This is a genomic window from Actinokineospora auranticolor (genome assembly GCF_002934265.1).
Taxonomy (GTDB): domain Bacteria; phylum Actinomycetota; class Actinomycetes; order Mycobacteriales; family Pseudonocardiaceae; genus Actinokineospora; species Actinokineospora auranticolor.
The window spans coordinates 35,088-46,897 of the sequence record NZ_PTIX01000004.1; the positions used below are offsets into that span (position 1 = coordinate 35,088).

The following is an 11,810-nucleotide window of genomic DNA, read 5'->3' on the forward strand; positions in this document are numbered from 1 at the left end:
TACCTGGCCGGTCTCGCCATGAGCCTGATCAATCTCGGCGTCAATGCCACCAAGGCGGGGGAGAAGACGGCTGCGCTGGCGCCCACTCGAGAAGGAGTGGAATTATATCGTGAACTGGTCGAGGCGGATCCGGTCAAGCGCCTGCCCGGTTTCGCCTCCGGCCTCAACAACCTCGGGAGCCGACTTTCCCTAGCGGGGGAGCAGTGGGAGGCGCTGTCCTTCCTCCGTGAAGCGGTAGACATCCGTCGCGCACTCGTTGAGGTAGACCCGATCGCCTATCGCGCTGAGCTTGCTACGACCCTCAGCAACGCCAGTTCCCAGTTCGCTCTGGTCGGGGAGGTTCCCGCCGCGTTGGCGTTCGCCCATGAAGCGGTTGAGATCCTTCGTGGACACGCACGTGCGGATCCGGTGGCCTACCTTCCCGCATTTGCCAGATGCCTATGGAGACTGGCCTGTGTGCAATCTGCGCACGGGATGCTCGAACGTGCAGACGCGCGTCGGGAAGTGCTGGCGGCGATGGATGAGTCCTGCGGAATCTACCGAAGTCTGGCTGCGGAGTGGCCTGGGATCTATGCCGAGGAGTATGAGGTCATGGCGAAAGCTCGAGAGTCTCTGGTTGGAGGGGACTAGGTGCGGCGGCGTTGGGTGGTGTGGCGGGTGGGGTCGGCGGCCAGGGGGTCGTCGGGCCAGCGGTGTTTGGGGTAGCGGCCTCTCAGTTCGCCTCGGACCTGGTGGTAGCCGGTTGTCCAGAAGGACGTCAGGTCGGCGGTGACCGCTACTGGGCGGGAGGCCGGGGAGAGCAGGTGCAGGACGATCGGGACCTTGCCGTCGACGATCGTGGGGGTGGCGGTCCAGCCGAAGACCTCTTGGATCTTTACCGGTAGGGCGGGGGTGTCTCCGGTGTAGTCGATCTTCAGGGCTGAGCCGGAGGGGACGGTCAGGCGTTCCGGAACGAGTTCTTCCAGGCGGGTGGCCTGGGGCCAGGGGAGGAGAGCGCGGAGAGCCTGGGTCATGTCCAGGCGGGAGAGGGTGGCGCGGTTGTGGGCGTTGCCGATCCAGGTTTCGGCGGCGGAGAGGAGCGCGGTGTCGTCCACGGCGGGCCAGGGGTCGCCGAGGGTGCGGTGCAGGAGGGCTAGGCGGGTGCGTAGGGACTGGGCTGCGGGGGTGAAGCGGACCAGGGATAGGCCGGTGCGGCGTAGGCCATCCAGGACTGCGGCGCGGACGGCGTCGGCGGGTGGGGTGGGGAGTGGGCGTTCTTGGAGGACGATCGCGCCGATTCGACGGACTCGGCGGGCTACTACGTCGCCGTCGCGCCAAGTGACCTCGTCTTCGGCGGTGATGCCTACTACCTCGGCAGCCAGGGCCTCGTCGGCGCGGGCGGCTAGGCGGACCCTGCCATGGGCGGCGCCTGGGACGCGTTCGGCCACGGCGATGGCCAGCCACTCGGGGTCGCCCAGGCCGTTGCCGGGGAGGAGTTCGACGGCGGTGCCGTTGGCCATGAGGTAGACGGGCTGGTCCTTGGCGCGTCGGCGGGCCAGGCGTTCGGGGTGGGCCAGGGCTACGACCAGGGCGGGGTCGTCGGTGCCGGTTGGGGTGTTGTCGACCAGGGCGGCGAGTCTGCGGGTTTCGCGGCGCCAGCGCGGGGAGTCGATGCGCAGGGCCGAGTCCAGGTCGGTAGTGGAGGCCAGGGTGTCGTCGTCCAGTAGGGCGACGATTTGGGCCGCGCGGGTGGTGCCTACGCGGGGTGCGCCGTCCAGGAGGGCTCGGGCCAGGCGGGGGTGCAGGCCTAGGGCAGCCATGGAACGGCCGCGGGCGGTGACGGAGTCCTCGGTCAGGGCGCCTAGGGCGGTGAGGGCTTCGCGGCCTGCGGCGAGGGGGCCTGCTGGGGGCTCGTCCCACCAGCGGAGGCCGCTGCCGTCGGGGGTGCCCCAGCAGGCGAGTTCCAGGGCCAGGCGGGTCAGGTCGGCGGTGCGGATCTCTGGCTCGGGGTAGCGGGGGAGCGTGCCGTGCTCGTGTTCTGGCCAGCAGCGGTAGACCCAGCCTGGGGCTTCGCGGCCTGCGCGGCCTGCGCGCTGATCGGCTACCGCGGCGGAGACGCGGACGGTCGTCAGGCCCGACATGCCCCGGCGGTGGTCGACGCGGGAGACGCGGGACTGGCCTGCGTCCACCACGATCCGGACGCCTGGCACTGTGAGGCTGGACTCGGCTACGGCGGTGGAGAGCACTACTCGCCTGCGGCGGCCTGGGGTCAGGGCGGCGTCCTGCTCGGCTGAGGCGAGTCGGCCGTGCAGGGGGAGTAGGTCGGCGTCGATGCCGTGCAGGGCTGCGGTCACTCGGCGGATCTCGGCGGCGCCGGGGAGGAACACCAGCACATCACCGTCATGTGTGGACAGTGCCGTTCGGACTGTCCTGGCCACGCACGAGTCGAGCCGTTCGGCCCTGGTGGGTGGGGAGTAAAGGATCTGGACCGGGTGTGTCCTGGCCTCGACGCGGATCACGGGGGCATTGCCGAGCAGCTCGGCGAGCCTGCCCTCGGCGACGGTCGCGCTCGTCGCCAGCAGCCGCAGGTCCGGGCGGAGGCCGTCGCGGGCGTCGAGCAGCAGGGCCAGCAGGAGGTCGGCGTCCAGGTGGCGCTCGTGGCACTCGTCGAGCAAGACCGTGTCCACACCGGACAGCTCCGGGTCGTGCTGCAATCGGCGGACCAGTAGGCCCGAGGTGACGACCTCGATCCTGGTCTCGCGGGAGGTCTTGCGGTCGCCGCGCACCGCGTAGCCGACTGTGCGGCCGACGGGTTCGCCCAACAACGAGGCCATGCGTGCTGCGGCGGCCCGTGCGGCCAGTCGGCGCGGTTCCGCTACTACGACTTTGCCGCCGGATTCGGCCAGCGCCAGGGGCACGAGTGTGGTCTTGCCGGTTCCAGGGGGTGCGACGAGCACGGCGGTACCGCGTTCGTCCACCGTCCGGGTGATTTCCGGGAGGGTGGCGCGCACCGGCAGGTCCGGGAGTCCAAGCACACAACAAGGTTCTCAGGTTGCGCTCAGCGTGCGCGGGTAGCCTCCGTGGTCGTGACGGAACCGGCGGTGGCTGAGCGGGTCCGGTCGGGCGAACCCGTGGTGCTCGACGTGATCGGCACGGTGCTGCGGCTCGGGCTGGCGGCGGTGTGGCTGGTCTCGGGCTGGCTCAAGGTGCGCGACCCGAACCAGACCTTCATCGCGGTGCAGGCCTACGACGTGCTGCCCGGCGGTGTGGTCAGCGTGGTCGCCGCCGCGATGCCGTTCCTGGAACTGGCCCTGGGCGTGCTCCTGGTGCTGGGCCTGGGCACGCGGCTGACCGCGGTGCTGTCCGGTGTGGTGCTGCTGGCGTTCATCGCCGCGGTGGCGCAGTCGTGGGCCAGGGGCCTGAGCATCGACTGCGGCTGCTTCGGCGGCGGCGGCCAGGTCGCCGCGGGCGACACGCGGTACCCCGAGGAGATCGCCAGGGACATCGGGTTCCTGGTGCTGGCGGTGTGGCTGGTGGTCCGGCCGCGCACCCGGTTCTCGCTGGACGCCCGGCTGGGGCGGGCGGCGGAGCCGGTCGGTTAGGGAGGTTCGGGACAGGTGGGCGGAGCGGAGCGCAGCGCGCGCAAGCGGCGGCAGGGAGCGCAGACGGGTGCCGGGGCGCGACCGACCGGGTCCGGCAAGGGCGCGGTGGCGGCGGCGCGCAAGTCGGGCGTCGACCGCAAGACGGCCATCGGCATCGTCGTGGTGCTGGTCATCGCGGTGGCGGTCGTCGGTGGCGTGATCTTCACCAGGAGCCAGAAGGACGACACGTCCGGCCAGGCCATCGCGGTCAAGAACACCGGTGTCGAGGTCCCGGCGGTGCGCGACGGCGCTGCGGTGCTGGTCGGCAAGGACGCGGCCAAGGTCACCGTCGACGTCTACGAGGACTTCCTCTGCCCGGCCTGCGGCTCGTTCGAGAGCGCGTACGGCGCCTCGGTGGAGGAGAAGCTGGCGGCGGGGGAGATCAAGGTCCGCTTCCACATGCTCAACATGCTCAACGACCGCTCCGACCCGGCGGGCTACTCCACCGACTCGGCCAACGCGGCGCTGCTGGCCGCGGACGAGGGCAAGTTCCTCGCGTTCCACAAGAGCCTGTTCGGCAGCCAGCCGGAGGAAGGCGCCCGCGGCTGGTCGAAGGACCAGTTGATCGCGCTCGGCAAGTCGCTGGGACTGACCTCGCAAACGTTTGCGGACGGCATCCGGTCGGGCAAGTACGACAAGGACGTCAGCGACGCGTTCCAGAAGGTCCGCACCACGGACTACCTGCAGCAGGAGTACAACGGCCAGAAGAGCTTCGGTACCCCGACCCTGGCCATCGGCACCAAGATCGTCGACACGTCCGACCCCAAGTGGCTGGACAACGCGGTGGCGGCGGGCGCGGGCTCTTAGTCGCCTAGTCCAGACCGGGCAGCGGGGCGGGCCCCTCGGTCCAGCGGCGCAGTCGCTGGGCCTTGCCCGTCTCCGCGCGCGGGACCGTGCCCGCGGGCAGCACCTTGACCACGCAGGTCAGCCCGAGGCGTTCGCGCAGGGCGGTGCCGAGCGCGTGCGTGACCGCGTCGGCGTCGCCGTGGCTCTCGACGGCGACGCGCAGCTCCGGCCGCGCGGGGTCCCGCCGGTCCTCGACGAGCAGGTAGTGCGGGCTGACCCGGGCGTCGGCGAGCACGACGGCCTCGACCTCGGTGGGGAAGACGTTGACACCGCGGATGACGAGCATGTCGTCGGTGCGACCAAGCAGTTTGGACATCCGCCGCAGCGTGCGCGGGGAGCCGGGCACCGGACCGTCGAGCGTGGCCACGTCGCCGGTGCGGTAGCGCAGCAGCGGCATACCGGTCTTGGTGAGGGTCGTGAAGACCAGTTCGCCGGGCGTGCCGTCGGGGACCGGGTTGCCGTCGGCGTCGACGCACTCCGGGTAGAAGTGGTCCTCGGCGACGTTGAGCATGCCGTCGGAGTCCAGGGACTCGCAGGCCACACCCGGTCCGATGATCTCGGACAGGCCGTAGATGTCGAGGGCGCGGATGCCCAGCAGGCTCTCGATCTGGTCCCGCATCTCGTTGGTCCACGGCTCCGCCCCGTGCAGCCCGGCGCGCAGGGAGTTCGTCCCGACCCCGGCCCCGGCGAGCGCCTCGCCCAGGTGGATGGCGTAGGAGGGCGTGCAGGTCAGCACGTCGGGGCGCAGGTCCTGGATGAGCCGGACCTGGCGGTCGGTCAGGCCGCCGGACATCGGGACCACGGTGGCGCCGAGGTGCACGGCGCCGTGGTGGATGCCGAGGCCGCCGGTGAACAACCCGTAGCCGTAGGCGTTGTGGATCACGCTCTTCGGCGTCGCGCCCGCCCCGGCGAGGGCCCGGGCGACCACCTCGGCCCAGATGCGCAGGTCGTTGGCGGTGTACGGCACGAGCGTGGGGCGACCGCCGGTGCCGGACGAACCGTGGACGCACACCACGTCATCGGCGTCGACGGCGCGCAACCCGTACGGGTAGTGCTCCCACAGGTCGCGCTTGCGGACGGTGGGCAGCCTCGGCAGGTCGTCGAGTTCGACGTCGGCGCCGGACCGCACGCCGCAGTCCCGCAGCCGCTCGGCCTGGACACCCCCGGCGACCAGCAGCCGGCCCACCAGCCCTTGGAGCCGGGCCTGCTGCACGATCCGCCGCTCGGCGGGGTCCAGTCCCACGGCCCCGTCCACGCCCAACGCCACAGCCGTCATCCCACTGGTCTACACCCCACGCCCCGGACCAGGGAAGACCCGCTTCCCGCACCCCCGATTTCCACCCTGGCAACCGGTGTTGTAGCGTATCCACATCGCGACAGGGACAACGTCCCGAGCGCGACTGACCCGGGGCTGTGGCGCAGCTGGTAGCGCATCACACTGGCAGTGTGAGGGTCAGGGGTTCGAGTCCCCTCAGCTCCACGCATGGGAGGCGAGTGCTCGTGGAGAGCACTCGCCTTTTGCGTTTCGCGTTTGTTTCTGGGGGGCGACCCCCCAGACCCCCACGGTGCGGGCGGTTTCTGAACCAGCGTGCTGCGAAGGTGCGGTGCGGGTGGTTCCTGAACCGGCCTGGTGAAGAGGGGATCGATACGGTGGGTGGTCCTGGGACTACGGGCTGGTGACATATCGTCCGGATATGGAGAACCGCATACGTGGTGGGGACGGCGCGCTGTCTATACTGCCTGGTATGGCCTATAGCGAACCGGCACGAACAGCGGAGCTCCGCACCCGATCGCTGGCGTCCGCGTCCCCCTCGGCTGTGCTGACAACCGGGATCACCATTTATGGGTGCGCGCAGGATGAGGCCGCGCTGTTTCGGGAAATGACGCCTCGGTTCGGAATCAATCCGACAATGACCGATGAGCCGGTTTCGGAAGCCAATGTTGAATTGGCCGCGGGGAACCGGTGCATCAGCGTCGGGCACAAGACCCGGGTGACCAACGACGTGCTGCTCGCGCTGAGCGAGGCCGGGGTCGAGTACATCTCGACGCGGAGCGTCGGGTTCAACCACATCGACGTGGAGTACGCCGAGCGCGTCGGCATCGTCGTGGGGAACGTCAACTACTCGCCGGACAGCGTGGGCGACTACACGCTGATGCTGATGCTCATGGCGGTGCGGAACGCAAAAGCGATGATCCGCCGCGTGGACGTGCACGACTACCGGCTCAACGACGTGCGCGGCCGGGAACTGCGGGACCTGACCGTCGGCGTGGTCGGCACCGGGCGCATCGGCGCCGCGGTCCTCGACCGGCTGCGCGGGTTCGGCTGCCGGGTGCTGGCCTTCGACGCCATTCCCGCGACCGACGCGAACTACGTGTCCCTCGACGAATTGCTGGCGGAGAGCGATATCGTCTCGCTGCACACGCCGCTCAACGAGGGGACGTACCACCTGCTCGACGCGCGGCGCATCGAGCGGATGCGGGACGGCGCCTACGTCATCAACACCGGGCGGGGCCCGCTGATCGACACCGAGGCGCTCATCGCGGCCCTGGAAAGCGGCAAGTTAGGCGGCGCGGCGCTGGACGTCCTCGAAGAAGAAGAGGGGATCTTCTACGCGGACTGCCGCAACACCACCATCAAGAGTTCGCTGTTGCTGCGGCTGCAAAAACTGCCGAACGTGCTCATCAGCCCGCACACCGCTTACTACACGGATCACGCACTGAGCGACACCATTGAAAACTCCATCGCAAACTGTCTGGAATTCGAAAGTGGGAAGCGGCATGGATAGGCTGAAGATCGGAATCATTTTCGGCGGCTGTTCCGAGGAACACCCTATCTCTGTCAAGTCGGTGCGCGAGGTCGAGAAGAGCCTCGACACCGAGAAGTACGAGCCGTTCTACATCGGGATCACCCAGAGCGGTTCGTGGCTGCTGTGCGACAGCCCCGAGGGCGACTGGGAGAGCAGCGGCAAGCCCGCCGTGCTCTCGCCGGACCGCGGCGCCCACGGCCTGCTGGTCCTCGAGCCGGGCCAGTGCGAAACCGTGCGGCTGGACGTGGTCATGTCCGTCATGCACGGCAAGTTCGGCGAGGACGGCGTGATCCAGGGCCTGTTCGAGCTCTCCGGCATCCCGTACGTGGGCTGCGACATCCAGAGCTCCACCCTGTGCATCGACAAGTCCCTCACCTACCTCGCCGTCCGCAACGCGGGCATCGCGACGCCGGACTTCTGGATCATCACCCCGGACGAGACCGTCGACGCCGACGCGCTCACCTACCCCGTCTTCGTCAAGCCCGCCCGCTCGGGTTCGTCCTTCGGCGTCACCAAGGTGACCCGCAAGGAGGAGCTGGCCGAGGCGCTGGAGACCGCGCGCCAGTACGACTCCAAGGTGCTGATCGAGGGCGCCGTCGTCGGCAGTGAGATCGGCTGCGCGATCCTGGGCAACGACCAGGACCTGTTCGCCGGTGAGGTCGACCGGGTCGCGCTGACCCACGGCTTCTTCAAGATCCACCAGGAGGCGGAGCCCGAGAAGGGCTCCGAGAACTCCACCTTCATCGTGCCCGCGGACATCCCCGAGGAGTCCCGCGCGCGCGTCCAGGAGACCGCGAAGCGCATCTACAGCGCCCTGGGCTGCCGGGGCCTCGCCCGGGTGGACCTGTTCCTCAAGGAGGACGGCGAGGTGGTCCTCAACGAGGTCAACACCCTGCCCGGCCTGACCTCCTACAGCCGCTACCCCCGGATGATGGCCGCCGCCGGGCTGCCGCTCGGTGACGTGATCGACCGCCTGGTGTCGCTCACCCTCACCGGGAAGGCCCAGTGATCGACGACTTCGTCTACGCAGACGAGTTCGTCCCGGGCATCCGCTGGGACGCCAAGTACGCCACCTGGGACAACTTCACCGGCAAACCGGTGGACGGCTACCTGGTGAACCGGATCGTCGGCACGAAGGCCCTGTGCGCGGCACTGGAGAACGCGCAGGAGGAAGCCGCCGCGCGCGGCTTCAGCCTGCTCCTCTGGGACGGCTACCGCCCGCAGCGCGCCGTCGACAACTTCCTGCACTGGTCGCGGCAGCCGGAGGACGGGCGCACGAAGGCGCGGCACTACCCGAACATCGAGCGGTCCGAGATGTTCGAGAAGGGCTACGTGGCCGCCAAGTCGGGGCACAGCCGGGGCAGCACGGTCGACCTGACGATCTACCGCCTGGACACCGGTGAGCTCGCGCCGATGGGTGGCGACCACGACCTGATGGACCCCGTGTCGCACCACGGCGCGGACGGGATCAGTCCACAGGAGACGGAGAACCGCGAGCACCTCCGCGCCATCATGGAGGTCAGCGGGTTCAGCGCGTACGCCTACGAGTGGTGGCACTACTCGCTCAAGGGCGAGCCCTACCCGGACACGTACTTCGACTTCCCCATCACCTAGTCGAGGTCGGGTCGCGGTGCGGCGGGCAGCCGCACCGCGACCCGGAGCCCCCCGGTGGGCCGGGGGGTGAGGGTCAGCGTCCCGTCGTGGGCGCAGGTGATGCTCTTGACGATCGCCAGGCCGAGGCCGAAACCCGCCTGGTCGCTGTGGATCCGCTCGGTGCCGCGCTGGAACGGCTCGGTGAGCGTCGAGACCAGCTCCGCGGCAAGCGGTTCCCCCGTGTTCTCGACGACGAGCACCGCGCTCGCCGGGTGGACGCTGGTCGTGACCCACACCTTGCCCTCCGGCAGGTTGTGCGCGATGGCGTTGTGCACGAGGTTCGTGGTCAGCTGCAGCAGGAGCGCGGACGATCCCTCCGCGGGGCAGATGTCGCCGCGGGTCGCGATCGTGAGCCCGCGCCGTTCCGCAAGGGGGAGCAGGGTTTCGGTGGCCTCTTCCGCCAGCAGCGACAGGTCGACCGGTTCCCGGCTGAAGGTCCGCTGCTCGGCGCGGCTGAGCATGAGCAGCGCCTCGGTCAGCTCGATCGCCCTCGCGTTGACCAGGGCGAGGCGCGCGACGAGTTCGTCGGTGTCCCGGTCCGGGTCGTCGCGCGCCACCTCCAGCAGCGTCTGCGTGATCGACAGCGGGGTGCGCAGCTCGTGGGAGGCGTTCGCGGCGAAGCGGCGCTGCTCGGCGACGTGCGCCTCGAGCCGCGCCAGCATGGTGTCGAAGGCGTCGGCGAGCTCGCGGAACTCGTCCTTGCGGCCCTCCAACCGGATCCGGTGCGACAGCGACGCGTTCGCCGCCTTGCGCGCGGCGTCGGTGACCCGGGTCAGCGGCGCGAGCATGCGGCCCGCCAGGAGCCACCCGCCGAGGAAGCCGAACACCAGCAGCAGCCCCAGCACGACGGCCGCGGTCGGGGCGAAGGCGCGGATCAGCGCCCGGCCGGGCGGCGCGATCACCACCGGCCGCGGCAGGGGGACCGCGCGCTGGTAGCCGAGCAGGAACACGCCGACGGCGGCGAGCAGCAGCGTGCCCGCGACCATCAGGAAACCGACGTAGCTGAGGGTGAGTTTGAGCCGGGCGCTCAGACCGCGCGCCCTATCCACGGTCCTCGCCCGCGGCGCTCGGCGCCGTGTCGATGCGGTAGCCGACACCCGCCACGGTCGCGATGACCCAGGGCTCGCCGAGCCGCTTGCGCAGCGCCGAGACGGTGATGCGCACGGCGTTGGTGAACGGGTCGGCGTTCTCGTCCCACGCCCGCTCCAGCAGCTCCTCGGCGCTGACGACGCCGCCGTCGGCGTCGACGAGCACCTCGAGCACCGCGAACTGCTTGCGGGTCAGCGCGATGTACCGGCCGTCCCGGTAGACCTCGCGGCGGAACGAGTCCAGCCGCAGCCCCGCGATCTCCCGCACCGGTGGCCGGTTGCGGGCGCGCCTGCGGTCGAGCGCGCGCAACCGGAGCACGAGTTCGCGCAGCTCGAAGGGTTTGGTGAGGTAGTCGTCCGCGCCGAGCTCGAACCCGGAGACCTTGTCGTCGAGGCGGTCGGCCGCGGTGAGCATGAGGATCGGCATGCCGGTGTCGCGGGCGACGATGTGCGCGGCGATCTCGTCGCCGGAGGGGCCGGGGATGTCGCGGTCGAGCACGGCGATGTCGTAGGCGTTGACGCCCAACATCTCCAGCGCGGTGTCGCCGTCGCCCGCCACGTCCGCCGCGATCGCCGCCAGCCGCAGGCCGTCGCGGATGGCCTGGGCCAGATAGGGTTCGTCCTCGACGATCAGCACGCGCATGGACCGGCGCTCCGAGCAGGCGGCATATCGCCAGCGTATCGAAAACCGCATACGCGTCCGCAACACCGCGTGGTCTTGACTCCGGCGGGTGACCGACAGCGAGACCGCGCCCAGCCCCGTCTTCGGCCCGGCCGACGGCGCCGTCCCCCACGGCGCCTCGGTCTTCGACGACGAGGTCGCGGGCGTGGTCAACCTGGACCCGGCCCTGCTCGCCGCGCTGCGCGGGGCCGCGACCGCCGCCGCCCGGGACGGTGTGGTGCTGCGGGTCAACAGCGGCTGGCGGTCCCCGGCGTACCAGGAGCACCTGCGCCGCGGCGCGGTGGCGCGGTACGGCTCCGAGGAGGAGGCGGCCCGGTGGGTGGCCACGCCGGAGAAGTCCATTCACGTGGCGGGGCACGCGGTCGACGTCGGTCCGCCCCCGTCCGCCGCGTGGTTGTCCGCGCACGGCGCCGAGTTCGGGCTGTGCCAGGTCTACCGCAACGAGCCGTGGCACTACGAACTGCGCCCCGAGGCGGTCGAGCACGGGTGCCCGCCGATGCTCGCCGACCCCTCGGAAGACCCGAGGCTGCGGTGACCCCCGCACCGGCCGGTTCGCGCGTGGCGAACACGCGGTTCGAGTGCGTGGCCGGGACGCTACCGGGGAATGAAGCGATCGCCGCGCCGCGTCGTGGCGGTCACCACGTCTGGCGATACACCTGGTTCGGACAGCCCAATGTCAGCGGCCCGCGACCGGCCGGGTACCTTAGCCGGCGCCTTCGAATGATCAAGACCTGCGATCGGTCTAATTGAACCCGCGAACAGCCTAATTGGATTCATCCGGCGCGTGCGGATTTTGGTGCGCGGCAGTATACTAATGCAAAACCCGATAGTCAACGGCATTTGTGAACATACGAATGCGATAGTCAGTGACAACCTGTCCGGGGTGTCGTTTTGTTTGGCAATTGCCGCATGACGATCGGTCATGCCATGCTGACGCCGTGTGCACTCGCCGGGGACCGATGGGGCGCGACCTCCGCGTCCGACCACGGGGCTACCGCAGTTCCCCGTCCGGCGGCACCGCTGACCCGACCGGCGCCGGGCGCGTGCGGTCGGCCCGGTACCGACCAGGTCGGCCACACCGGGCATCGGCCCTTGTCGGGCTGAGATAGCGGTC

11 protein-coding genes and 1 tRNA gene are annotated in these 11,810 nt (G+C 70.1%); 8 read left to right on the plus strand and 4 right to left on the minus strand.

The features are described 5' to 3' along the window. Positions 1-18: 18 nt before the first annotated feature. Positions 19-630 (plus strand): tetratricopeptide repeat protein, encoded by a 612-nt coding sequence (locus CLV40_RS08765; RefSeq protein ID WP_104478726.1) that lies wholly within the window; start codon positions 19-21, stop codon positions 628-630. Here CLV40_RS08765 and hrpB read toward each other — a convergent pair. After that, the gene (hrpB, locus tag CLV40_RS08770) at positions 627-3,014 is read right to left on the minus strand and encodes an ATP-dependent helicase HrpB (protein WP_104478368.1); all 2,388 of its coding nucleotides are present in this window, start codon (positions 3,012-3,014) and stop codon (positions 627-629) included. The two genes, CLV40_RS08765 and hrpB, sit on opposite strands and share 4 nt — an antisense overlap. Before the next feature lie 111 nt (positions 3,015-3,125). On the opposite strand from hrpB, the gene CLV40_RS08775 reads away from it, so the two are divergent. Both CLV40_RS08775 and CLV40_RS08780 read left to right on the plus strand, forming a co-directional pair. Beyond that, complete coding sequence (locus CLV40_RS08775; RefSeq protein ID WP_281261654.1) at positions 3,126-3,581, plus strand: MauE/DoxX family redox-associated membrane protein; 456 nt, start codon at positions 3,126-3,128, stop codon at positions 3,579-3,581. Positions 3,582-3,596: 15 nt separating this feature from the next. After that, positions 3,597-4,427 carry a DsbA family protein gene (locus CLV40_RS08780; RefSeq protein ID WP_104478369.1) on the plus strand — a complete coding sequence of 277 codons (831 nt, stop codon included), beginning with the start codon at positions 3,597-3,599 and terminating at the stop codon, positions 4,425-4,427. A gap of 4 nt (positions 4,428-4,431) precedes the next feature. On the opposite strand, the gene CLV40_RS08785 is transcribed toward CLV40_RS08780, so the two are convergent. Further along, positions 4,432-5,742, minus strand: coding sequence for a phenylacetate--CoA ligase family protein (locus CLV40_RS08785; RefSeq protein ID WP_104478370.1), 1,311 nt, complete (start codon positions 5,740-5,742; stop codon positions 4,432-4,434). Between the two features lie 131 nt (positions 5,743-5,873). Here CLV40_RS08785 and CLV40_RS08790 point away from each other — a divergent pair. The 4 genes from CLV40_RS08790 (at position 5,874) to vanX (ending at position 8,887) form a co-directional block, all read left to right on the plus strand. After that, positions 5,874-5,946 (plus strand) — tRNA-Ala (locus CLV40_RS08790). A gap of 337 nt (positions 5,947-6,283) precedes the next feature. Continuing rightward, a complete protein-coding gene (gene vanH / locus CLV40_RS08795) occupies positions 6,284-7,252 on the plus strand; it encodes a D-lactate dehydrogenase VanH (RefSeq protein WP_374066448.1) in 969 nt (322 codons plus the stop codon). Continuing rightward, on the plus strand, positions 7,245-8,282 hold the full coding sequence (gene vanA / locus CLV40_RS08800; RefSeq protein ID WP_104478372.1) for a D-alanine--(R)-lactate ligase: 1,038 nt from the start codon (positions 7,245-7,247) through the stop codon (positions 8,280-8,282). The genes vanH and vanA overlap by 8 nt, the downstream gene beginning before the upstream one ends. Continuing rightward, positions 8,279-8,887 (plus strand): D-Ala-D-Ala dipeptidase VanX, encoded by a 609-nt coding sequence (gene vanX, locus CLV40_RS08805; RefSeq protein WP_104478373.1) that lies wholly within the window; start codon positions 8,279-8,281, stop codon positions 8,885-8,887. The genes vanA and vanX overlap by 4 nt, the downstream gene beginning before the upstream one ends. Here the strand turns inward: vanX and CLV40_RS08810 are convergent. Beyond that, on the minus strand, positions 8,884-9,975 hold the full coding sequence (locus tag CLV40_RS08810) for a sensor histidine kinase (RefSeq protein ID WP_181043394.1): 1,092 nt from the start codon (positions 9,973-9,975) through the stop codon (positions 8,884-8,886). The genes vanX and CLV40_RS08810 overlap by 4 nt on opposite strands. Continuing rightward, a complete protein-coding gene (locus CLV40_RS08815) occupies positions 9,968-10,657 on the minus strand; it encodes a response regulator transcription factor (RefSeq protein ID WP_104478374.1) in 690 nt (229 codons plus the stop codon). Before CLV40_RS08815 ends, CLV40_RS08810 begins: the two co-directional genes overlap by 8 nt. 88 nt (positions 10,658-10,745) lie before the next feature. Here CLV40_RS08815 and CLV40_RS08820 point away from each other — a divergent pair, with 88 nt between their 5' ends. Next, positions 10,746-11,231, plus strand: coding sequence for a M15 family metallopeptidase (locus CLV40_RS08820; RefSeq protein WP_104478375.1), 486 nt, complete (start codon positions 10,746-10,748; stop codon positions 11,229-11,231). Positions 11,232-11,810: the final 579 nt, after the last annotated feature.